This is a genomic window from uncultured Sphingomonas sp., assembly GCF_964244235.1.
Taxonomy (GTDB): Bacteria; Pseudomonadota; Alphaproteobacteria; order Sphingomonadales; family Sphingomonadaceae; genus Sphingomonas.
Map to the genome: position 1 here is coordinate 36,422 of NZ_CAXTII010000007.1, position 21,735 is coordinate 58,156.

Here is a 21,735-nt window from a genome sequence, read left to right on the forward strand (position 1 = left end):
GCCAGCACAGCACTATCGACCGCCGCCGGGCATCGGGCGATCGTCGAGCGCGCGCGCGGAGCCTTTCGGGCCACGTCTTCAGCTCGGGGAAAGATCCGCGATCATGGTGATGCCGTCATTGGCACATCCGGGTTTATTTGATCGCCTTCAACTTCACCTTGCCCGGTTCGGTGCATCGCAGAAGTTCGTCGATGCGCGCCGCAAGGTCCACCTGTCGGAATGGTTTGGCGAGCCGCGGCACGTCCCTCGGCACATCCTTGCCGGCGGCGGCATAGCCGGTGATGAGCAGCACCGGTATTCGCACGCCCGATGCGCGAAGCTCGTTGATCAGCTGTCCCCCGGTCATGCCGGGCATCAGATAATCGGTCACCAGGATATCTGCTTCGATCCCCGAGCGAACCATCGCGAGCACCTGCGATGCCGAACGCATCTCCAGGACCGTATAGCCGATATCACGCAGCATATCCGCCGTGGCGGATCGGACCAGATCGTCATCATCGACGAGCAGTACCGACGCTGCACGCCGCGCGGACACGGGCTCGGCGCGCGGTTCGCCTGCCCTGTCGGGAATGTCCTGGGTCGCCGGCAGCCAGAGCTCGACCTGCGTACCGGCCCCCGGCTCGCTCGACAGGTGCAACGTACCGCCGGATTGCGCGGCGAGGCCATGGATCATCGACAGGCCGAGCCCGGTCCCCTTGCCGATCCCCTTGGTCGAGAAGAAGGGCTCGGTCGCGCGCGCCAGCGTTTCCCGGTCCATGCCGACTCCGGTATCGGCCGCGACGAGGCGGACATATCGCCCCGCCTGCACACCCACCGTGTTGCGAACGTCCAGAATGACGTCCGCGGCGGACAGCGTCAGGCTACCCCCGCCCGGCATCGCGTCGCGCGCGTTGATCGCAAGGTTGAGCAGTGCCAGTTCCAGCTGGTTCGGATCGACCCGTGCCGGGGAAAGGTGCCGCGGCACGTCGAGCGTCACCGCGATCAGGGGACCAAGCGATCGCCGGATCAGATCGACGATCCCGTCGATCAGCGCCCCGATATCGACCGCCCGTGGCTGCAGCGCCTGGCGGCGGGCGAATGACAATAACCGCTGCGTCAGGATGGTGGCGCGCTCGGCGGCCTGCAACGCACCGCCGATCATCTTTTGTGTCCGCTCATCGTCCATGTGCCGCCGCCGGACCAGGTCGAGGCTGCCGACGATCGGGGTCAGCAGATTGTTGAAATCATGCGCGACGCCCCCGGTCAGCTGGCCGATCGCGTCCATCTTCTGCGCCTGAGCAAGCTGCGCGTCCGCCTCCTTGCGATCGGTGACGTCCGATACGACGCCGGTCATGCGGACCGCGTTACCGTCGCCGTCATACCGGACCCGGCCCTTGGCGGTGATCCAGCGCCGGTTTCCATTCGCCGCGACAATGCCGCATTCGATGTCGAGCGACCCTTCAGTCAACGCAGCGTCGAACGACGCGGCGATATCCGCTCGTTCCGCAGGATCGACATGGTAGAGGAAGATGTCGACCGACCAGTGCGGCAACAGCTCGGTATATCCGAAGATCTCGTCGTGCCGCGGTGTCCGGCGGACATCGCCGGATTTCAGGTCGATGTCCCAGCTGCCCATGTCCGCGGCGTCCAGCGCGATCTCCAGGCTTTCGCGCGCGGCCTCGAGTTCGCGGGTACGATCGACCACTGCCTGCTCCAGTGTATCGGCAGCATCCCGCAGTTCGTACTGACGCGCCCGGGCGCTGAGCGCGGACCGCACCGCACCCATCATCGCCTCGGAATGCAGCGGGCGTTCCAGCAGGACCACATTGCCGAGCCCCGCCAGCCGCTCGCTCGCGACCAGCGACCGCGGCGTCTTCGCCCCATTGGCCAGAACCACGAACGGAATGTCCGACCACGACGGTTGAGCGGCGACCCAGGCGACCAGTTTGTCCTGATCGCCGACCGTGAGCGCCTCCTCCGTCAGCATGACCGCGCCGGCACCGGCGTCCAATTGCGCGACCAGCGCGGTCTGGTCATCGCAAACGACCGAATCCACCCGGTTGCGACCGAGCAATTCGGCAGCGATCATCGCGTCCCGCCCGCGTGGCGCGAGGATCAGGACCCGGTCGGGCACGCTAATCCTGCAGTCCCGAACGGCCGATCTGGGTCGCCATCAAAGTCCTGGTCTCACCCGAGAACGTCGGTATGCCCGTCAGGACGCCCCGGAACTGCCGGAGCGGCTCACCGACCAGCAGCCCCTTGTTGCTGATCTGAAACTCGCGGATCGTCCGTTCGTGACGCGCGGTCCGCGTCTTGATGACGGAGATGGCCTGGCGGACTTCGCCCTGCGCCTCGAAATATCGCAGCTGGATCACGGTGTCGGACAGGTAGCTCAGATCCAAGTCGGACCGGATATCGCCCATCACGCCGTGAAGGCCGAGAATGAGCAGGCTGACCACGCCCTGTCGCCCCAGATAGGTCAGCAGTTCGTGCATCTGTAGAACAAGGAACTGTTCGTTCGGCATCGAGTGGAGATAGGCATTCAGACTGTCGATGACGACGACCTTCGCGCCCCGCTCCTCGACTGGATCGCGGATCAGCCCGGCAAATTCGCCGGGCGACATCTCGGCCGGATCGATCGCGCGGAGTTCGAGCAGACCACTGTCGATATGCGGCTGCAAATCCATGCCGAGCGCCGCGCTTCGGATCATCAGCGTCGGCAGGCGCTCGTCGAACAGGAAATATGCCGCCTTGTCGCCCCGTTCCATCGCTGCGACCATGCACTGCACCGCCGCGGTCGTCTTGCCGACGCCGGCCGGCCCGGTGAGAAGCGTCGCGGTACCGGGGACGAGGCCGCCCCCCATCAGCGCGTCCAGCTCGCCCGATCCGGTCGATACCGCGACTGCTGACTCTCCCGCCCGATATTCCGATGCCACGAGACGGGGATAGACGCGCAAGCCACCACGCTCGATCTCGAAATCATGATAGCCGCCGCGGTACCGGACGCCGCGCATCTTCACCACGTGCATGCGGCGACGCTGCGCGCCGAACCCCGATAGCGTCTGTTCGAGGGAGATGACGCCGTGCGCGATGCTGTGAAGCTGCAGGTCGGTGCCGGAGCCGCTCTTGTCGTCGAGGAACAACACGGTGCATTGCCGGGTCGCGAAGAAATGCTTGAGCGCGAGGATCTGACGCCGGTACCGGATCGGGCTTTGTGCGAGCAGCCGTAGTTCCGACAGGCTGTCGAGGACGACCCTGCGCGGACGGAGTTCCTCGACCTTCGCTATGACGGACCGGATCGTCTCACCTAGTTCAACTTCGCTTGGGTGGAGCAGGGTCTGCTCCTGCTCCGCGCCGAATCCGTCGACAGGCACCATTTCGAACAGGTTCAGCGCGTCCAGCGACCAGCCATGCGTCCTGGCGACCGCAAGCAATTCCACCTCGGTCTCGGCCAGTGTAATGTACAGCCCGGTCTCCCCGACCGCGGCCCCCGCCAGCAGGAAACCCAATCCCAGGGTCGTCTTGCCCGTACCGGGGGTCCCCTCCACCAGATACATGCGATCGGGAGTCAGTCCGCCATTCAGGATATCGTCGAGCCCGCAAATACCCGTGGAGGCCAACCGGGGCGTGTCGTCTGGTCCTGGCAATCTCGTATCCCGCACTTCACCGGAGGCGGCAGCGCCCGGACATTCGGCGAATGTTAGAATGTTTGACCTATGTGGGAAACCCCACACAATCATTCGTTTATCGATACCTGTCCTGGTTATGATATGGATATTCGGCCGGGATCAGCGCACGGGCTGCTTCGACCAACAGCGACGCAAGCGCCGGTAACGCCCGGTCGGGCTCGACCTCGATCCGTTCGGCCAGGTCGATGACAGGCAACCGACCGAAATACATCGCGCCGCCCTTGAAACGATGAGCCTCTGCCCGTGCCGTTTCCACCTCGCCACGTGAGATCAGGTCCGCGATCAATCGGGGCCGGACGTCCAGTTCGGCCATAAAGACGGACAGCAGCCGTTCAAATTCGACCTCGCTGAAGATCGCGCGCAGGTCCGCGATCGCGGCCGCGTCGAAGCTATCGGGAACAGGCAATGCCGCCATCACGAGCGCGACGCGCGCAGGGCAAGGATCGCTTGCGTGCGGTTGGCCACTTTCAGTTTCTTCAGAATGGCTTTGACATGCGCCTTGATCGTGATTTCGGATAGGCCGAGGTCATACGCGATCTGCTTGTTGAGACGACCGCCCTCCATCGCTGCGAGAACCTTGACCTGCGCACCGGTCAGGCTGTGCAGGCGATCGAAAGGGCCGTCCTCGTCGTCGCTCGCCGAAACACCAGCCGAAAACCATTCCCCGTCCTGCAGCACGGCCAGCACCGCCGCCGCCATTTCCGACAGCGGGGCAGATTTCTGCAGGTACCCGCGCGCGCCCATCCGCGCGACCTGGCGTTCGGTGGCCGGGTTGGTCGATCCGCTGACGACGATGATCGGCAGCGCGGGATATGTGCGCCTGAGCAAGTCGAGCCCGGCAACCCCCGTAGCATCCGGCAACGCGAGATCGAGCGTCATCAGCGACGCGTTCTCCGCCATCGAACGCGCCTCTCCAAGCGATGCCGCCTCGGTGACGATCAGCGTCGGGTCCGCGGCCCGCACCGTCATCGCGGTCGCCTGACGACACATCGGATGATCGTCCACGACGATTACGGTTCCTGCCACCGGTCGGTCCCTACCGCCGGCGTCCTGGCCGGCACGGGAATGGCTATTATCGAACGATGCTTGTCAGCCTGTTAACGATGCGACTTCGGAAATTAGGTTCGCGGAGCGGACCGGGCATGCCACAACCCCGCGAGCAACGCCTCGACCCTGCGCAGCAGGTCCTGCGGATCGAACGGTTTCGTCATATAATCGTCGGCCCCGGCCTGTTCGGCCCGTAGCGCCAACAGGGAGCCGGTGCGCGCGGTCATCATCAACACCGCCACGCCATCGGCACCCGGGAGTTCGCGGATTTCGCGCAGGACCTGCATCCCGCTCTTATCAGGCAGATCGTAATCCAGGATCACCAGATCGGCTTCGCTTTGCAGCACCGCGCCGATGGCCTCTGACCCGTTATCCACCACGTCCACGCAATGGCCGGCCGCTGCCAGCACCTCGACCGCGATATCGGCTATGATGTCGTCGTCATCGACGATGATGATGCGCGCCATGATCGATCCAGCAAGCCCGTGGCGGACACGTGGTCGCCATTACGGCATGGATCAATCGACGCTCGCGATCAGCGCGTCAAGCTGCTGGCGACCCACCTTCTCCATCGTCGCGCGGCTGTTGCCATTCAGCTCCTTGTCCTGGACAATCTGCAGCAACGCGCGCTGATAGGTCGCGCACTGCTTGCTTTCGGGCGTGCTGCACGGCGCGACCTGGCTCGCGGTCGTCAGCCGCAGACCGGCGATGCCGTGGCCGGCCGCGGCATTGGCAGGGATCGCGGCAGCAATCCCGGCGATAGCGATAGCGATGGCGAGGGCGGCGGTGCGATATAAGGTCATTGCATTGTCTCCGGCGTCATGGGCGGTCTCTTCGGCCCCGATGATGTCGTTATGGCTGCAAATCCCGCACCGCTGAATTACCCCTTGGGGTTAGACGCGCGTGCCCGGCCACGGGTTCACGCGGCATCGAGGATCGCGGCGACGGAGGCGTTGATCAGTGCCACGCGGTCGGCATCGGGCCACGTCTCCACGCCCTTTTCGAGCCGGCGCGCTTCCTCGCCCAGCGCTGCCTCGCCGAACATGCCGGCGGTCCCGGCCAGTTTGTGAAGCATCGCCGCGACATCGGCCAGTTCGGCTTCGGCATAGCTGCCGCGGCGGATCAACGCCGCCAGGGCCTCCAGCGTTTCCGATCTGCGTTCGGCATAGCGCGCCTGCACCTTCGCGCCGAACCGTGACGTACCGCTCGGCGACACGCCCGGATCGGCGCACCAGCGCCGCAGCATCGCACCGAGCACGTCGATGCCGTAGGGCTTCGCAAGGTGGTCCTGCATACCGGCCTCGCGACAGGCCGCCACATCGTCGGCATAGGCATTCGCCGTCAACGCGACGATCGGCAAGGCCTTTGCTCCGAACCCCCTGGTCCGGATCTCCCGCGTTGCGGTGATCCCATCCATGACCGGCATTTGCATGTCCATCAGGACCAGCCGGTACGAGTTGCCCGCTTTGGCCGCCGATTCGACCTTTGCCACGGCCTGCGCACCGTCGCTTACGACGTCGTGTTCATATCCAAGCTTGCGCAGCATCGCGGTGATCAGCAGTTGATTGACCTCGTTATCCTCGGCGACGAGGATCCGGCCGCCGGTGTCGTTCGGGGCGGGTGATGCCGGCGTGGACGTCCTGGCGGGACCGAGGCCGGGTACCAGGGGCACGCGAAGCGGCAGCAGCAGGATGAAGCGCGTACCGACGCCGACCTGGCTTTCAAGCGACAGGTCGCCGCCCATCAGCCGGGCAAGCTGACTGCTGATCGCCAGCCCCAGGCCGGTGCCGCCATATTTGGCCGCGGTGCCGGTATCCGCCTGGACGAATTGTTCGAAGATCGCCGCCCGGCGGTCTTCGGGAATGCCGATCCCGGTATCGACGACATCGATACGCAAGATATCGCCCCGAACGCTCGTCGACAGCGTAATCGACCCGTGGTGGGTGAATTTGGTCGCGTTTCCCAGCAGGTTGAGCATGATCTGGCGCAGCCTAAGACCGTCGCCGAGAATCATCCTGGGCAGATCGTCGATCCGGCAATGCAGCGCGACCCCCTTACCTTCGATGGCCGGGCGGACCAGATTGGCGCAGGCCTTGAGCGCATGGCGAACGTCGAACGCTTCGCTGGCAATACCCATTTGCCCCGCCTCGACCTTCGACAGGTCGAGGATGTCGTTGAGCAAGCGCATCATCGCGCGCCCGGAATCGGCGATCAGTTCGGTCTGTCGACGCTGTTCGGGATCGAGATCGCTGGCGAGCAGAAGTTCGGTGAACCCGACGACTCCGTTCATCGGCGTGCGGACCTCGTGGCTCATGTTGGCGAGGAAGGTCGATTTGGCATGCGCCGCCGCCTCGGCGAGCGCCCTGGCGTCGCGCAGTGCCGCTTCGGCTGCCACCTGCATGTCGGCATCGCGGCAAACCGAAATGACGCATGCCCGGCCATCCAGTCTCGTCATGCGCGACGCGATCTCGATCCAGCGCAACGTATCGTCGGCGCGGCACAGGCGGACCCGGACGGTAGAGACACCCCCGCGCTGTTCACCGAGCACGCGCTCGCGGTGCGCGTCGAACGCGGGGTGATCGTCGTTGGCGATAAAGTCGTGCGGCACCGAACCGAGCAGCTCGTCGGGATCATAGCCAAGCACCGTGCGCGACGCCGGCGACATGAAGAGGCAGCGCCCGTCGATGTCATGGACTGAAATCATGTCCGACGCTTCTTCGGTGATCAGGCGGAAGCGCGCTTCGCGTTCGCGTAACGCCGCTTCGGCTTCCGCCTGTTCGGTGATGTCCTGCACGATGCCGAAAAAGCCTCTGACGCTGCCGTCATCGGCGAAGTCGGTTTCGCTTCGGACCATGATATGGACGAGCCGCCCATCCGACCGAACGATCCGCGCTTTGGACGTATAGCCTTCACCCGCAGCGAAGGCGGCATCGATCGTGGCACGGACGCGGGCGCGATCGTCCGGATGGTAGATCGATAGCGCACTGTCGACCGTCGGCACCACATCCCTGCCGATTCCGTAGATGTTGTAGATCTCGTCGGACCATTGGAGCGTTCCCGAACTGCGGTCGAGCCGCCAATGGCCGACATGCGCCACCGCCTCCGCCAGTTTCAGCAGACGGTTGCTTTCGGCGAGACGGTGGCTGGCATGTTCGAGCGCCTGTTGCGCGGTATACGCGTCGGTCACGTCCTGAAAGACGCCGAACAGTCCGGTCACGGTGCCGTCCGGCCCGGTTTCGGCGCGGCCATGCGATACGACATGCCGGATCATGCCGTCGGGGCGGATCAGTTTCGCCGCGAACCGATAAGGCAACCCGTTCTGGATCGCGGCCTGCACGACGCCGCCGACCATGGCGCGATCGTCGGGATGATACGCGTCCAGCGCGGTTCCCAAGATCGGCCGATGGCCACGCGGCCGACCATGGATCAGGGCCACCGTATCGGACCATGTAACGACCCCACTCGCCAGATCGAGCCGCCAATGCCCGACGCCCCCCATTTCTTCCGCCATGGACAAAAGCCGGTTCGTCTCGACGGTGCGCGCGGCAAGTTCGGTCCGCTGGCCTTCGGCTTGCTGACGTCGGCTGATGTCGCGGACGCTCGCGATAAATTCCTCCGGCATGCCGCTGACCGGGTCGCGGATCAGCCGGTAACTGGCTTCCAGCCAGACATAAGTGCCGTCCTTGCGAAGCTGGCGGTACGCGCAGATCGGATTTTCGACTCCGGCGAGTAATGTTTGGCACGTTGCGATCACGACCGGCCGATCGTCCGGATGGATCGAACCCGCGGCCGGATTGCCGACCAGCTCCGCCGGCTCGTATCCGAGCACGGTGCGCGACGCCGGCGAAACATATCGGCGAACCCCCTGCAAGGTCAGCCGGACGATCATGTCGTTCGAATTGTCCGCGAGCAGCCGGTAGAGCCGCTCGCTTTCGATCTTGTCGCGCATCAGCCGGCCGCGCTCGGCCAGCAGCGCCGCCAGCGGCAACGATGTGCCGAGCACGCTGACCAGGTAGAACTGGAAAAACTGGATGCGCATCATCGTTCCGCCCGCAATCAACGCGATCGGGCCGCGGCCGACCGCGATGAAGCCGCTGCCGACAAGGGCGACGATACAGGTCCCCGCCACCGCGCCGAACAGGCCGAGCCGATACGTCGCGATCATCACGACGGCGAGTGGGACGAACAGCGCCGGAAACCGCGATTGCGAGAACACCAGGAAGGCGGCGGCGGCCACGACGGCCAGGGGCCATGAAGCGATGGCAAAGGACGTGACGGCTGGCTTGGCGCCCCGCCAGTCCTCCGGTCGGACGATGCTCAAGGCCAGCAGGGTCGCCAGGGCCATCCCGAGCAGATCGCTGGCGGTCCAGGACAGCCAGGCTTCCGCAAATTGCCCGCCGGTGAGCCAGATCGTGACGGCCGCGACCGCGCCGCCTGCGGGGACTCCGCAGCAGAGGCTGACGGCGAACCAGACGATGCCCGCCGCGCTGTCGATGAAATCGTGGCCATAGCCCCCCCGGCGAAGCGTCCCGTACGAAACGCCGACCCCGGCAAGGTTAGCGACGGTGAATGCGAACGCTATCAAGGGCGACGTGCCGAACACCCAGTTTGCGGCGACGCTTGCGGCGCTGCACATCGCGACGTAACGCCAGCGGTCGTACACCGGCGCGACGATCAGCGCGGTCAAGATCACCCCATTGGCCGGCCACAGCGCCGCGATTCCCGACGTGCTTCGGCTGGTCACGAGGCCAAAGATCGCCAGGACCAGGAAAAGACCGCCGGCCATGCATGGCCGGAGCCACCGGTCTGCGATCGTCGATGGCGTGGGCAATGCGGTTTCTTCGGGTTGCATCCCCCGACGCTAATCGATCATGGTAAACAACGCCCCAACGATGCTTTCCCCACAGCCGCTGGCTTGACGCTCGTTACGGGCGCTGGAATACGTAGACGAACTGGTCCGTATGCCCCCGTATTGCAGGATCGAACACCGCCGCCGTCCGCGCGTCGGCGGGGTTGCGCAGGACATTGCTCTCGCCGACAAACTTGAACCCCGCGGCCGCCATGTCTGCCTTGACGACGGCCGGGTCGATCCGGTGCGTGGTATCGGTGGCGGCGAGCCTGGAGCCAGCGGGCGCTGCATGATCGATCACGACGAACCGCCCGCCCGGCTTCAATGCGCGATATACCGCCTTGTTGAAAGCGGGGACATTTACCGGGCCCATGAACGGATCGTACAGATCGTGATAGTTTTGGCGGATCCAGATCACATCGGCTTTGGTCGGCAGCGCGAAGCTGTTGGCAGGCGTGACGACCGCCACGACATTGGCATGGCCTTCGATCGGCATCGACCCCTCCGCCGGAACCGCGACCTTCTCGGCCTTGTCCGCTTCTGGCAAGTGGACCGCATAAACCTTCCCTGTCGGACCCACGACATCCGCGAACAATCGGTCCCAATAGTCGCCAGGCCAGACATCGGCGATCGTCTGCCCGGCCGTCAGGCCAAGAAATGCCAGCAGCTCGGCAGGATGACGCGCAGCATCCTGCCCGCGATCCTTGTCAGGGCGGGTCGGATCGGCGACGGCGGCATTCACCGCCGTCGTGGCAACAGGTGCCGCCGAAGCGTTGGCGGCAAGGATTGCCATTATCACCATCGCGGGTGCGGCTCGCTTCCAATTGATCGAAATCATCAGCCCAGGTTCCCTCAGTTCGGACGGAGCGTACGCCATGGCGAGCCGACTGCGAAGATGAACGCATGACGCGGCTTATACGTCGGCAACGGCTCCGCGCCGACCGACGTCTCGACAGCGATCGGCGCGTACCGTCGCCTCAGCACGGGTCGCTACGCCAGTGATCGGGCTGGTCCCGGTCCTGCAAATGGCGAACGCGCGCGACATGAACCGGGTGGTATCCATCAGCACAAGCCTTGTCCTTGGCCGCGGCCTGGGTTGCGTATCGGCCATTGTCATTGCCGTCCGCCACGATCGTGAAATGAACCGTATCGGCCTGCGAGTCGGTGCTTCTCGGCCGATGTTCGATATATGCCGCGGTCATTTTCGACTCCTGCCTGCTTGTAGATCATGTTCCGTGCGGAACCCTTCTTGAACAGGCATATTCATGAAAGTGTTCCGAACGGGCGAATTTTTCCGGCCGTGGCGTCAACGGCTGCGAATACCGAGCAGTATCCTGCGCGCGATCGTGCCGGCCGACGGGAAGCGGCGTATCGGCCCGACCATCAGCGCAGTGCAGAGACTTGGATGCGACCAGCGGCCATGCGTATCGCCGCCGGCCCCGGTCGGTTGGCTGGGCGCGTCGAGATTGTCCGGTCGATAGTCGCGCGGCTTCCCGGTCTTGAACAGCCGCGGCCCCGATATCGCGGAAGCGGCATCCGCGATGTTGGGAAAGGCGCGCGCGCCAGAGCGCTGCCCAGGCGGACGGCACCGCCGACATACAGGTCGCGTTCGGGATGTTCGGCCGCCGACAGGATCGTCTTCGCGACATCCTCCGGCCGGTAGAAGGCGGCGGCATGGCCGCCTGCCGGTCCATCCGGTTGCGCTGGTGTTCGAGTATCGGCGTCGCGATCGGTGCGGGTTTCACCAACGTGACGGCGACGGGCGCGCGGTCCATCATCAGCTCGATCCGGAGCGCGTCGGTACAGGCCGAGGCGCGGCCGCCGTCCGCGACGATCTCGGCGACGAGCGTGTCCAGCGCATCAAGCCCGCGCGCCGCGGCAACCACCGCCGCGCCGCGCCGCCAGACGCGCCGTCGCACGCCCGATGCCGCTCGACGCGCCGGTAATCACGATCACTTGCTCGGCGAGCGGCTTCAAACGTATCGTCATGGTTCTGCCCCTTGATTCGATGATAGTGCGCGCGTCTGGTCGGACATGGGGATCGGCTCGATCCGCCCGGCTGCATCAACGGGTACCCCCGGTGTTCAGCCGATATGTCATCGTGTTACGATACGTCTCGCCCGGCACCAGTCGGGCGGAACCGAAGGCGGCTTGGTTGGGAGTGTCGGGAAAAATCTGCGGCTCCATCACGAACGCATCGCCTTCGCGGTAGGTGCGCTCCGCCTTACCTGCGCTGGTCCCGTCGAGGAAATTGCCGGAATAGAATTGCAGCCCCGGCTGGTTGGACCAGAGTTCGAACCCGCGGCCCGATGCGGGATCGTCGACACTGGCCATCAGATGCTGGTCGGCCGTCACATGCGTACCGATGATCCAATTATGGTCGTAGCCACGCGCGCAGACGATCTGCGGATCGCGCGCGTCGCGGACCCGCTCGCCGATCGCATGGGGTTCGCGGAAGTCGAACACGGTGCCGGCGACGGGCTTTCGCTCGCCGGTCGGGATCGCGCCCTTGTCGGTCGGCAGATAGGTATCGGCCGGGATCGCGACGCGCGTGCCCATCGCGCCGTTCGCCGACCCCTCGCCCGACAGGTTCCAATAGGTGTGGTTGCTGATGTTGACGATCGTCGCCTTGTCGGTGGTCGCGCGGTAGTCGATCGTCAGGTGATCGGCTTCGTCGAGCGAATAGGTCGCGTCCACCGTCAGCGTACCGGGATACCCCATCTCGCCGTCGCGACTGACATACCGAAGCGTCACCGCCGCCGTCGGTCCGCCATGGACGTCAGTCACCTGCCACAACACCTTGTCGAAGCCGGCGGTGCCGCCATGCAGCGCATTGACCCCGTCATTGACGGGCGTCTGATACGCTCGGCCGTCCAGCGTGAAGCGTCCGCGCGCGATCCGGTTGGCGAAACGCCCGACCGTCCCGCCGAAATATTGTGGCCTGGAGAGATATTTGTCGATCGAGGGGTAGCCGAGCACGATATCGGCCGACGTGCCGCAGCGATCGGGCAGGATCACCGATTGCAGCGCAGCACCGTAGGAAATCACCGTCGCGGACACGCCCTTGCCGTTGGTCAACGTCACCGCATCGACCGCCCCGCCATCGGGCAGCGTGCCGAAGCTCGCCCGTCTCGCATCCGCTGCGTGCGCGGTCCCCGTTACCATGACCGAAATGCTCCACAGGATCAGCGCCACCGTCTTCATCATTCCATCCTCTCGCCCATGCAAGCGCTCCCGACGCAAAGCGCCGCCCCTGGTACCCGGGAAAGCCGCTTCCAATGCATCATTGGAGATATATATCAGACAAATGACGGAAGCTTGACGTTCGGTGCGTGTAAAGGCCGTGGTTAGAGTCCGACGCCGATCTGGCCACAGCGTCCGAGATCATTGACCGAAATCGCGATTGATATACCGACGCAGCGGTGAGCAGCGTCGCCATTCGTCAATTGTCGAAACGCTTCGGTACGGCAGAGGCGCTCCAGCCGACCGAATTGTCGATCGCGGAGGGCGAGCTGGTCGTGATCGTCGGGCCGTCGGGATGCGGCAAGTCGACACTGCTTCGCCTGATCGCAGGCCTGGAAGCGCCAAGCGCGGGGCAGGTGCTCATCGGCGGACGCGACGTCACCGCCCTCGAACCCGCCGATCGCGGGATCGCGATGGTATTCCAGTCCTACGCGCTCTACCCACATCTGACCGTCGCGCAGAATATCGGCTTTCCGTTACGAATGGCCAAACTGGATCGCCGCGAGATCGCGCGCCGGGTTGCCGATGTCGCTGCGCTGCTGGAACTCGACATGCTGCTCGACCGGCGGCCGCGTGCGCTGTCGGGCGGACAACGGCAACGGGTGTCGATCGGCCGCGCGATCATACGCGACCCCGCGGTCCTGTTGCTCGACGAACCTCTGTCGAATCTCGATACCGGCCTGCGCGTCCGGATGCGGCACGAGATTGCGCGGCTGCACCAGCGGCTTGGCGCGACGATGATCTATGTGACGCATGACCAGATCGAGGCGATGACTCTGGCCAACCGGATCGTCGTGATGGCGAACGGGCGGATCGAGCAGGTCGGCGCGCCGCTCGACCTTTACGGCACGCCCGCGACGATCCGCGTAGCGGAGGCGATCGGCTCGCCGGCAATCAACCTGCTGCCGGTACGGATCGAACGGGTCGACGTGCAGGGCGCGACCGTCACCCTGCCCGACGGTGCGTCGTGCCGGGTCGCGGTCGGTGTGCCGGCAGGCGGGATCGGGGCGACGGCCACGCTCGGCATCCGCCCCGAGCACCTGCGCCCGGACGGGGAAGGGCCGTTCAGCGGACCGGTCGAGCTGTTCGAGCGGCTTGGCCCCCTGTCCTTCGCCCATCTCGGCGAGGCAGGCGCGACCGGCAGCGTCGTCGCGCAGTTGCCGGGCGACCAGCAATTCACGCTCGGCGCGAATGTCCGCTTCTCCGTCGCGCCGGCGGACGCGCATCTGTTCGCCGCGGACGGTACGGCGTATCCGCGCGTCAGCCCTTGATGCTGCCGCTCAGCACGCCGCTGAAATAGTAACGCTGCAGCGCGAGGAACAGCAGCAGGACGGGCATGGTCGTGATGACCGCGCCCGCCATCATCAGTTCGGTGTCGCGGACATGTTCCCGTCCGATCGCCGCCAGCGCGACGGGCAGCGTATACAGCGACTGATCGGTAATGACGATCAGCGGCCACAGGAAATCGCTCCAGCTCTGCAGGAAGGTGAAGAGCGCAAGCGTCACCACGATGGGACGAAGCAGCGGCAGCACCACCCGGGTGAAGATCTGCCACTCGCTCGCCCCGTCGATCCGCGCTGCGTCCAACATCTCGTCGGGCAGCGCGAGCGTCGCCTGTCGTACGAACAGCACGCCGTACACCCCCGCCAGCCAGGGTGCCAGGACGCCCGCATAGGTGTTCACCAGCCCAACCGATTTCAGCATCAGGAACAGCGGCAGCATCGCGACCTGCGCCGGCACCACCACCAGCGCAAGCATCGCCTGCAGCAGCTGCGCCCGTCCCCAGAAGCGCAGCTTCGCAAAGGCATAGCCCGCCGGCACGGTCAGCCCGACACCGAGCAGCGTGGCCAGTGCCGCCAGCGCGACGCTGTTCACGATGGCAGGCACGATGTGGTAGCTGGTCGCGCCGCCGGGATGCGCGAGCAGCAGCTCGCGGTAATTGGCGAGCGTCGGGTGGGCGGGCCAGAAGGGCGGCGGGAAGCTGGTCGCGGTGCCGGCCGGCATCAGCGAGACGTTGACCATCCAGACCAGTGGCATCGCGGTCGCCAGCGCGAGCGCGGCGACGAGCATAGTGCGCCCGATCCCGCCTATGTTCAGAGCCATTCGTAACGCTTCCCGAGACGCGCCTGGATTCCGGTCAGAAGCAGGATGGCCAGGAACAACAGGACCGCGACCGCGGATGCCACGCCGAGGTTCCACCAGGTAAAGCCCTGGTCGAACATGAAACGACCGGTTCGGGTCCGCGGAAGATATCGCGTCCGGCGATGCTATCCAGCTTGACGGGAAGCGCATGTCGACGCTCGATCTTCGAGACGGAGCGGCTGGTCGCCATGCTACGCGACATGGTCGATTTCGATCGGCTGAATTCCGGCCAGTGCCGGTTCACCGCGACCGCCTTCGATCCGGAGACGGGTGAAGACGTTGTTTTTGACAGCCGCGACACCCAAATCGCGCCGGAGCAAGTCCGCGCGAGCGCCGCCCTGCCGGTGCTGTTACCGCCGGTGCAGATCGGCGAGCGGTGGCTGGTTGATGGTGGCATCTCGGCAAACCTTCCGCTTGATCCGGTCTTTGCGGAGCCCCCCGCCCGCCCGACCCTGTGCCTGGCGGTGGACCTCCTGCCACTGCGCCAGCGCCGGCCGGCGACGTTGGGAGAGGCGGCAAGTCGTACGCAGGATCTGGTCTTCGCCGCGCAGTCGCGCCGAACGATTGTGCGATGGCGCGATGCGTATGCCGGGCGACAGGATTTAAGCGTGACGCTTGTACGCTTGGCCTACACCGAACAGTCGGCCGAGATCGCGGGGAAGGCGATGGATTTCTCGGGATCGACCGTGCGCGAGCGTCGGGATGCCGGGCGGCAATGCGCCGAAGGAGTGATTGCCAGACTGGAAAGCGGCGAACCGAAGATCGGGCTGCCGGGCCTGCATATCCTCGAAGCCGGGGTCTTTGGCGCGGCGCCTGAATATGCGCCGCACCATGTCATGGTAGGCGGACAGGTTTTCGACGTTGTCCACACAAATGGCTTGGCGGAAGCGGAAGCCGGTGGGACAATCGGTACCGATGCGTCTTATGACGCCGAACAGGAAAGTCCGGGGTCGGGTTGAACGGCCTGGGCGCGCGCAGGCAGGGAATGACCATGCACATCAAGGCAGTTCTCTTCGACATCGACGGTACGCTGATCGACAGCAACGATCTGCATGTTCTCGCCTGGGAAGAGGCCTTCGCCGGCATCGGTGCAAGCTTCGAGCGACACGTGCTCCACGATCAGATCGGGAAAGGGACGGACATGCTCGTCCCCGCGCTGATACCCGACCTCGACAAGGCGGAACAGGAACGCCTGGGGGAAGCGCATGGCACGATCTTCAAGGACAAATATCTCGGCGAGGCGAAACCCTTCGCTGATGCTCATAGGCTGCTGAAGCATGTGTACGATCACGGGCAGAGGATCGTTCTGGCATCGTCAGCGTCGGCCGGCGAACTCGACCATTATCTGGTTCTGCTCGATGCCCGGGATCTCGTCGCTGCCACGACCAGCAGCGACGATGTCGAGCAGACCAAGCCGGCCCCCGATATCTTCTCGACCGCACTCGCCAAATTACCGGGGCTCCGGCCGGACGAGGTCATGGTCGTTGGTGATACCCCCTACGACATCGAAGCCGCGGGGAAATGCGGCATCGCAGCCATGGCGGTCCGGTCGGGCGGATTTGCCGACGATGTCCTGCAAAGGGCGGGCGCAGTGGCGATCTACGACGATCCCGCCGCACTGCTGGCGGGTTACGACACGTCTCCGCTCGGCCAACAGCCGACGCCTGAAGGAGGAACGACGATGCCGACCCCCGAAGCCTCCCGGCCCCATGACAATGTGGATCCCGAGCGCACCCGGCCGAAGAGCGCCTTCGACGCGCCCGACGGCTATTCCGGCCAGGACTATTCGCGGGAACGCGAGGAAGCGGAGGGGCGCAAGCAACCAGGCGGTCACCCGCTGGCCGGCGACGTGGAGCACGCCGACGCTCGCCCCCGCGAAGACGATCGCGACATACCAGAAGATACCGGACGGCCCGGCGCATTCGACCCGCTGACTGGCGAAGCGTCCGGCAGTGGATCAGGTGCCGGCGGCGGCAACGGGGGCGAGGATCTCGACGCGGACACGGCAAGCGGTGCCGGCTCCAACGGCTAGCTTGTCCGTCCGGAGTGTCCGTGAAGCGTCGTAGAGGTGCCGATCTTAGCTGTCGGGCACCGCGGCAAGTTGGACGTCGTGCTTGATCATCCGCCGTGCCCGCGCGCGCTGCCGTACCGCGTGGACGCCGTCGGTTTCATCCGGCATGACCACGGGGACGGTCAGGCACATGCTCTGGGTCGGCAGTACGTCGCGCCATTGCAGGATCAGGTCCTTATAGGCCCGGCCGACCGGCCTGATATTGCGATCGAGGTCATAGAGACCCAGCGTATTGACGTTGCCGTTCGTTTCGCGGAGCGCGCTGTCCCAGTCGATCTGGTCGGTCAGCGAATACCATGTGAACCCGACCACCGGCACGCCGTCGTTGCGCACGCGCAGCACGTTCGCCCATTCCTTCCACAGCCAGTCCACCGCCTCGGTGCCGAGGGGGCCCTGGGTCAGATTGGTTTCGGTATGCATGACGGGCAACTGGTAGCGGCCGTGATATTGCCGCGTGATCTCGCTGTAGCCGAAGATCTCACCGGACGCCCGCGTCGATCCGTCGGGTGCGACCCGGTGCTCGTTGGTGACGTAATAATCGTTGCCCATGATGCAGTGCTGCTTGAGTTGATTGTCGAGGAAGAAGTGATATTCTTCCTTGGTCATGCCGTTATCCAGCAGATATTCGTACATCTCCGAATCGACACGGCGGCCGTAATTAAGATCGAGGGAGAGGAAACGCTGCGAATTCATCAGTTCCGCCGCCCGGATCGCTGCCGGGCTTTCTGCATGGAAATATTCGGAAGACTCGCTTTGGATGAAGATCGCGTCCGGGCGGACCGTGAGGATCGCCTCCATCGCCAGCACATTGGCCTTGACCAGGTGTTTCAGGGCGGTGACGAACGCCAGTTCGCTGCTTAGCTGCTCGTTCCACCAGCCGTAACGGGCCGAGAAGGTGGCGCAGATATACATCTCGTTGACCGGGGTGTAGAGTTGCACCCAGGGGAAGCGGCGGGCGAAGGCCAGCGCATAACCGCGAAACAGCGCCGGAAAATCGGGGTTCTGAAAATTCCCGATCCAGTCGGGCACGCCGAAATGGCACAGATCGACGATCGGCGTGATGTTGCGTCGCTTCAGGTCGGCAAAGGCCTGGTCGGCGAATTCCCAGTCATATTTGTGCTCGGCAAGCCAGGTCTTGTGGATCGGCGGCCCGAAGCGGAGATAGCCGATGCCGATCTCTTCGACGAGCGCGAAGTCTTCCTGCCAGTGTCGATAGTGGCCGCAGCTCTCCATCTCGTCGATGCGCGTGCGTCCGCCGTTGATGGTCGGTACGCTGTTCTCGATCCCGGTCGCGAACATGAAGGTGGCGATGACGTGTCTCCTTGGGCAGGCATACGATCTGCCGACAGAAAAGGGCGCGCGTGAACAAGTCCAGCCAAATGTTGCGACCCTGGCGGTTTTTGACGTGGGCCGTTCTGCCAGGGTGTTGCCGCGCGGCCCGTCGGTTGTCCTGAAGGGACGGCGCATAGCCCGGTGTTCGCGTGCACAAAACTATAGAAAACATATGCAAACGGCGTGTTTGCCGTCTCGAAACTCCACGCCGATCGGTTTAGCCCCGCAGCATGGACAAGCATCAGAACCAAGCGGAGCGACGACGGCATGGAGTTCCGCCGCCGTCGGCGAAAGGCGGGCGCGATGATCGCTTTGTCGGCCCGACCAAGCGGTCTTTTCGCTCGTCGTCATCACATGGCCGACGCGTCGGCATGGTTTCTATCGATGCTGGTCGAACAGCGATACATCTCTTCGCCTGATATCCCAACCGGAGGACGCAATGCAGGATCTACTCTGGCTATCTGCGCTCGGCGGATTGTTTCTTTTGACGGTCGCGTACTTCCGTCTCTGCAGCAACGTTTGAAGGAGCCGTCGATGACCATCGATCTCTGGCTTGGCGGCGCGACCGCGATCGCCCTTCTTGCCTATCTCGTCGCGGTGCTCGTCCACCCCGAGCGGTTCTGATGGGACCGCACACGCGCCATCACGACGCCGCCGGTCGGGACCGCCGACGGAGCGGACTTTGCACGTTTGACCGCCGTCGTTCGGTTTGGCTGCCTCTTTTCGGATCACCACTATGACCGTCCAGGGCTGGTTGCTCATCCTCGTCTTTACCGCGCTGGTCATAGCGATGGCCAAGCCGGTGGGCATGGGTCTGTTTGCCGTCATGGAGGGGCGACGGACGTTCCTTCATTTCGCGCTTGGTCCGGTCGAGCGCGCCTTCTACGCCGTTTCCGGCGTCAAGCCGGACGTCGAACAGAATTGGCGTCGTTACGGCGTCCACATGCTGCTGTTCAACGTCGCCGGGCTGCTGCTGACATACGCCATCCTGCGCCTGCAGAATTTCCTGCCGCTCAATCCGCTCGGCCTGCCGGGCGTTCCCGACCATCTGGCGTGGAACACCGCGATCAGCTTCGCGACCAACACCAACTGGCAGAGCTACAGCGGCGGCGAATCGACGATGTCGCAGTTCAGCCAGATGGTCGGATTGACGCTGCACAATTTCACGTCCGCGGCGACCGGCATCGCGCTCGCTTTCGCCTTCATTCGCGGCTTCGCACGCAAGGAAGCGGGCGAGCTCGGTAATTTCTGGGCCGATGTGACCCGCGTGACCCTGTATCTGCTGTTGCCGGGTTGCATCCTGTACGCCGTCGTCCTCATGGCCTCGGGCGTTCCGCAGACCTTCGACGGCTCGGTCGTCGCGACGACGCTCGAAGGCGCGAAGCAGACGATCATCCTGGGCCCGGTCGCGAGCCAGGAAGCGATCAAGATGGTCGGCACCAATGGCGGCGGTATCTTCAACGCAAATTCGGCGCATCCGTACGAGAACCCGAACGCGCTGATCAACCTGCTGCAGATGCTGTCGATCTTCTCGATCGGCGCGGGCCTGACATGGTGTTTCGGCAAGGCGGTCGGCAACACCAGGCAGGGATGGGCGATCTTCGCCGCGATGCTCGTGCTGTTCCTCGCCGGAACCGCCGCGACCTATGCCGCCGAAGGCACCGGGAACCCGATCCACCATGCGATCGGGATCGCCGGCGGCAATATGGAGGGCAAGGAAGTCCGGTTCGGCATCGCCGCTTCCAGCCTTTTCGCGGTCGTCACCACCGACGCATCGTGCGGCGCGGTAAACGCGATGCACGACAGCTTCACCGCGCTCGGCGGCATGATCCCGCTGTTCAACATCCAGCTGGGTGAGATCATCTTCGGCGGCGTCGGCTCCGGCCTGTACGGCATGCTGCTATATGTCATCCTCGGCGTGTTCATCGCCGGGCTGATGGTCGGGCGAACGCCGGAATATGTCGGCAAGAAGATCGAAGGCCGGGAGGTGAAGCTCGCCGTTCTGGCCATCGCCGTCCTGCCGTTGATCATCCTCGGGTGCACCGGCATCGCCGTGGTCAGCAAGGACGGCCTTGCCGGGATCGCCAACCAGGGACCGCATGGATATTCGGAGATCCTCTACGCCTTCACCTCGGCGGTCGGGAACAACGGCAGCGCGTTTGCCGGACTGACCGCGAACACGCCGTTCTACGATGGGCTGTTGGGCGTGGCGATGTGGCTTGGCCGCTTCTTCGTGATCGTGCCGATGCTGGCGATCGCCGGCAGTCTCGCCGCCAAGCGAGTCGTTCCGGCCTCGTCGGGATCGTTTCCGACCACGGGTCCGCTGTGGATCGCGCTGCTGATCGGCATCATCCTGATCCTCGGCGGTCTGACTTTCCTGCCTTCGCTCGCGCTTGGACCCATCGCCGAACATGTCGCGATGATCCACGGCCAGCGGTTCTAAGGAGCGCATCATCATGGCTCGCGCCGCATCACCATCGCTGTTCACCGCCGACCTTCTCGGCCCAGCGATCGCCGATTCCTTTCGCAAGCTCGACCCCCGCGCGCTGGTGCGCAACCCGGTCATGTTCGTCACCGCGATCGTCGCGCTGCTCGTTACCGTGATGCTGGCGACGGGCATCGGCGGTGGCACGATCGCTTTCAAGGGACAGCTCGTCTTCTGGCTATGGCTGACCGTGCTGTTCGGAAATTTCGCCGAGGCGCTGGCGGAAGGGCGTGGCAAGGCGCAGGCCGCATCGCTGCGCGCGACCAAGGGCGAATTGACCGGCAAGCGGGTCACGGGCGCAGGCACCGAAGACGTACCCGCGGCGATGCTTGGCGTCGGCGATATCGTCCTGGTCGAGAATGGCGAACTCATCCCGGCGGACGGGGAGGTCGTCGAGGGCGTCGCCTCGGTGAACGAAGCCGCGATAACGGGCGAAAGCGCCCCCGTGATCCGCGAGGGCGGCGGCGATCGATCGGCGGTGACCGCCGGCACGCGCGTCGTGTCCGACTGGCTGAAGGTCCGGGTGACCGCCGGGCCGGGCCAAGGTTTTCTCGACCGGATGATCGCATTGGTGGAAGGTGCGGAGCGGCAGAAGACGCCCAACGAGATCGCGCTGACGATCCTGCTGGTCGGCCTCACGATCATCTTCCTGATCGCCGTCGGCACCATCCCCATGTTCGCGCATTACGCCGGCGGCGTCGTCCCGGTGGTCATCCTGTCGGCGTTGCTCATCACGCTCATCCCGACGACGATCGCGGCGCTGCTCTCCGCGATCGGTATCGCCGGCATGGACCGACTGGTCCGCTTCAACGTGCTCGCGAAATCCGGCCGTGCGGTCGAGGCCGCGGGCGACATCGACGTGCTCCTGCTCGACAAGACCGGCACGATCACGATCGGC

At 64.7% G+C, this 21,735-nt stretch carries 21 protein-coding genes; 6 read left to right on the plus strand and 15 right to left on the minus strand.

Annotated elements, in window-relative coordinates; genetic code table 11:
- Positions 1-133: 133 nt before the first annotated feature.
- The 12 genes from ACFE7D_RS02630 to ACFE7D_RS02685 all read right to left on the minus strand — a co-directional run bounded on the left by ACFE7D_RS02630 (position 134) and on the right by ACFE7D_RS02685 (position 12,771).
- Entirely contained in the window at positions 134-2,113 is a 1,980-nt protein-coding gene (locus tag ACFE7D_RS02630; RefSeq protein ID WP_375393872.1) for an ATP-binding protein, read from the minus strand.
- A 1-nt stretch (position 2,114) separates the two neighbouring features.
- Entirely contained in the window at positions 2,115-3,626 is a 1,512-nt protein-coding gene (locus tag ACFE7D_RS02635) for an ATPase domain-containing protein (protein ID WP_375393873.1), read from the minus strand.
- Positions 3,627-3,723: 97 nt separating this feature from the next.
- Positions 3,724-4,083: an Hpt domain-containing protein gene (locus tag ACFE7D_RS02640; protein WP_375393874.1), complete on the minus strand. Its 360-nt coding sequence runs from the start codon at positions 4,081-4,083 to the stop codon at positions 3,724-3,726.
- Positions 4,083-4,694, minus strand: coding sequence for a response regulator (locus ACFE7D_RS02645; protein ID WP_375393875.1), 612 nt, complete (start codon positions 4,692-4,694; stop codon positions 4,083-4,085). Before ACFE7D_RS02645 ends, ACFE7D_RS02640 begins: the two co-directional genes overlap by 1 nt.
- Before the next feature lie 92 nt (positions 4,695-4,786).
- Positions 4,787-5,182, minus strand: a complete 396-nt coding sequence (locus ACFE7D_RS02650; protein WP_375393876.1) for a response regulator transcription factor — start codon at positions 5,180-5,182, stop codon at positions 4,787-4,789.
- Between the two features lie 51 nt (positions 5,183-5,233).
- The gene (locus ACFE7D_RS02655) at positions 5,234-5,518 is read right to left on the minus strand and encodes a hypothetical protein (RefSeq protein WP_375393877.1); all 285 of its coding nucleotides are present in this window, start codon (positions 5,516-5,518) and stop codon (positions 5,234-5,236) included.
- 116 nt (positions 5,519-5,634) lie between these two features.
- Complete coding sequence (locus ACFE7D_RS02660; protein WP_375393878.1) at positions 5,635-9,501, minus strand: PAS domain S-box protein; 3,867 nt, start codon at positions 9,499-9,501, stop codon at positions 5,635-5,637.
- Positions 9,502-9,640: 139 nt separating this feature from the next.
- The gene (locus ACFE7D_RS02665) at positions 9,641-10,402 is read right to left on the minus strand and encodes a class I SAM-dependent methyltransferase (RefSeq protein ID WP_375393879.1); all 762 of its coding nucleotides are present in this window, start codon (positions 10,400-10,402) and stop codon (positions 9,641-9,643) included.
- A gap of 139 nt (positions 10,403-10,541) precedes the next feature.
- Entirely contained in the window at positions 10,542-10,766 is a 225-nt protein-coding gene (locus tag ACFE7D_RS02670; protein WP_375393880.1) for a hypothetical protein, read from the minus strand.
- Positions 10,767-10,790: 24 nt separating this feature from the next.
- Positions 10,791-11,450 (minus strand): hypothetical protein, encoded by a 660-nt coding sequence (locus ACFE7D_RS02675; RefSeq protein ID WP_375393881.1) that lies wholly within the window; start codon positions 11,448-11,450, stop codon positions 10,791-10,793.
- Positions 11,425-11,553: a hypothetical protein gene (locus tag ACFE7D_RS02680; protein WP_375393882.1), complete on the minus strand. Its 129-nt coding sequence runs from the start codon at positions 11,551-11,553 to the stop codon at positions 11,425-11,427. The genes ACFE7D_RS02675 and ACFE7D_RS02680 overlap by 26 nt, the downstream gene beginning before the upstream one ends.
- A gap of 75 nt (positions 11,554-11,628) precedes the next feature.
- A complete protein-coding gene (locus ACFE7D_RS02685) occupies positions 11,629-12,771 on the minus strand; it encodes an aldose epimerase family protein (RefSeq protein ID WP_375393883.1) in 1,143 nt (380 codons plus the stop codon).
- A 215-nt stretch (positions 12,772-12,986) separates the two neighbouring features.
- Between ACFE7D_RS02685 and ACFE7D_RS02690 the strand changes: the two genes are divergently transcribed.
- A complete protein-coding gene (locus ACFE7D_RS02690) occupies positions 12,987-14,078 on the plus strand; it encodes an ABC transporter ATP-binding protein (protein WP_375393884.1) in 1,092 nt (363 codons plus the stop codon).
- On the opposite strand, the gene ACFE7D_RS02695 is transcribed toward ACFE7D_RS02690, so the two are convergent.
- Complete coding sequence (locus ACFE7D_RS02695; protein ID WP_375393885.1) at positions 14,068-14,910, minus strand: carbohydrate ABC transporter permease; 843 nt, start codon at positions 14,908-14,910, stop codon at positions 14,068-14,070. The two genes, ACFE7D_RS02690 and ACFE7D_RS02695, sit on opposite strands and share 11 nt — an antisense overlap.
- On the minus strand, positions 14,901-15,029 hold the full coding sequence (locus tag ACFE7D_RS02700; protein WP_375393886.1) for a hypothetical protein: 129 nt from the start codon (positions 15,027-15,029) through the stop codon (positions 14,901-14,903). The genes ACFE7D_RS02695 and ACFE7D_RS02700 overlap by 10 nt, the downstream gene beginning before the upstream one ends.
- A gap of 42 nt (positions 15,030-15,071) precedes the next feature.
- Between ACFE7D_RS02700 and ACFE7D_RS02705 the strand changes: the two genes are divergently transcribed.
- Positions 15,072-15,908: a patatin-like phospholipase family protein gene (locus tag ACFE7D_RS02705; protein WP_375393887.1), complete on the plus strand. Its 837-nt coding sequence runs from the start codon at positions 15,072-15,074 to the stop codon at positions 15,906-15,908.
- Positions 15,909-15,940: 32 nt separating this feature from the next.
- A complete protein-coding gene (locus ACFE7D_RS02710) occupies positions 15,941-16,981 on the plus strand; it encodes an HAD family hydrolase (RefSeq protein ID WP_375393888.1) in 1,041 nt (346 codons plus the stop codon).
- Positions 16,982-17,026: 45 nt separating this feature from the next.
- Here the strand turns inward: ACFE7D_RS02710 and ACFE7D_RS02715 are convergent, their stop codons facing one another.
- Positions 17,027-18,319, minus strand: a complete 1,293-nt coding sequence (locus ACFE7D_RS02715; RefSeq protein WP_375393889.1) for a family 1 glycosylhydrolase — start codon at positions 18,317-18,319, stop codon at positions 17,027-17,029.
- A gap of 567 nt (positions 18,320-18,886) precedes the next feature.
- Between ACFE7D_RS02715 and kdpF the strand changes: the two genes are divergently transcribed.
- The 3 genes from kdpF to ACFE7D_RS02730 form a co-directional block, all read left to right on the plus strand.
- Positions 18,887-18,976: a K(+)-transporting ATPase subunit F gene (gene kdpF, locus ACFE7D_RS02720; protein WP_375393890.1), complete on the plus strand. Its 90-nt coding sequence runs from the start codon at positions 18,887-18,889 to the stop codon at positions 18,974-18,976.
- A gap of 112 nt (positions 18,977-19,088) precedes the next feature.
- On the plus strand, positions 19,089-20,795 hold the full coding sequence (gene kdpA, locus ACFE7D_RS02725) for a potassium-transporting ATPase subunit KdpA (RefSeq protein ID WP_375393891.1): 1,707 nt from the start codon (positions 19,089-19,091) through the stop codon (positions 20,793-20,795).
- A gap of 13 nt (positions 20,796-20,808) precedes the next feature.
- Positions 20,809-21,735 (plus strand): HAD-IC family P-type ATPase (locus tag ACFE7D_RS02730; RefSeq protein WP_375393892.1); only part of this gene is annotated, 927 nt, incomplete at its 3' end.

Excerpts from the sequence above, each read along its gene's own strand:
- ACFE7D_RS02640 (WP_375393874.1), bottom strand. The coding sequence starts at position 4,083 with ATGGCGGCATTGCCTGTTCCCGATAGCTTCGACGCGGCCGCGATCGCG.
- ACFE7D_RS02650 (WP_375393876.1), bottom strand. The coding sequence starts at position 5,182 with ATGGCGCGCATCATCATCGTCGATGACGACGACATCATAGCCGATATC.
- ACFE7D_RS02655 (WP_375393877.1), bottom strand. The coding sequence starts at position 5,518 with ATGACCTTATATCGCACCGCCGCCCTCGCCATCGCTATCGCTATCGCC.
- ACFE7D_RS02660 (WP_375393878.1), bottom strand. The coding sequence starts at position 9,501 with ATGGCCGGCGGTCTTTTCCTGGTCCTGGCGATCTTTGGCCTCGTGACC.
- ACFE7D_RS02665 (WP_375393879.1), bottom strand. The coding sequence starts at position 10,402 with ATGATTTCGATCAATTGGAAGCGAGCCGCACCCGCGATGGTGATAATG.
- ACFE7D_RS02670 (WP_375393880.1), bottom strand. The coding sequence starts at position 10,766 with ATGACCGCGGCATATATCGAACATCGGCCGAGAAGCACCGACTCGCAG.
- ACFE7D_RS02680 (WP_375393882.1), bottom strand. The coding sequence starts at position 11,553 with ATGACGATACGTTTGAAGCCGCTCGCCGAGCAAGTGATCGTGATTACC.
- ACFE7D_RS02685 (WP_375393883.1), bottom strand. The coding sequence starts at position 12,771 with ATGATGAAGACGGTGGCGCTGATCCTGTGGAGCATTTCGGTCATGGTA.
- ACFE7D_RS02695 (WP_375393885.1), bottom strand. The coding sequence starts at position 14,910 with ATGGCTCTGAACATAGGCGGGATCGGGCGCACTATGCTCGTCGCCGCG.
- ACFE7D_RS02700 (WP_375393886.1), bottom strand. The coding sequence starts at position 15,029 with ATGTTCGACCAGGGCTTTACCTGGTGGAACCTCGGCGTGGCATCCGCG.
- ACFE7D_RS02705 (WP_375393887.1), top strand. The coding sequence starts at position 15,072 with ATGCTATCCAGCTTGACGGGAAGCGCATGTCGACGCTCGATCTTCGAG.
- ACFE7D_RS02710 (WP_375393888.1), top strand. The coding sequence starts at position 15,941 with ATGCACATCAAGGCAGTTCTCTTCGACATCGACGGTACGCTGATCGAC.
- ACFE7D_RS02715 (WP_375393889.1), bottom strand. The coding sequence starts at position 18,319 with ATGTTCGCGACCGGGATCGAGAACAGCGTACCGACCATCAACGGCGGA.
- kdpF (WP_375393890.1), top strand. The coding sequence starts at position 18,887 with ATGACCATCGATCTCTGGCTTGGCGGCGCGACCGCGATCGCCCTTCTT.
- kdpA (WP_375393891.1), top strand. The coding sequence starts at position 19,089 with ATGACCGTCCAGGGCTGGTTGCTCATCCTCGTCTTTACCGCGCTGGTC.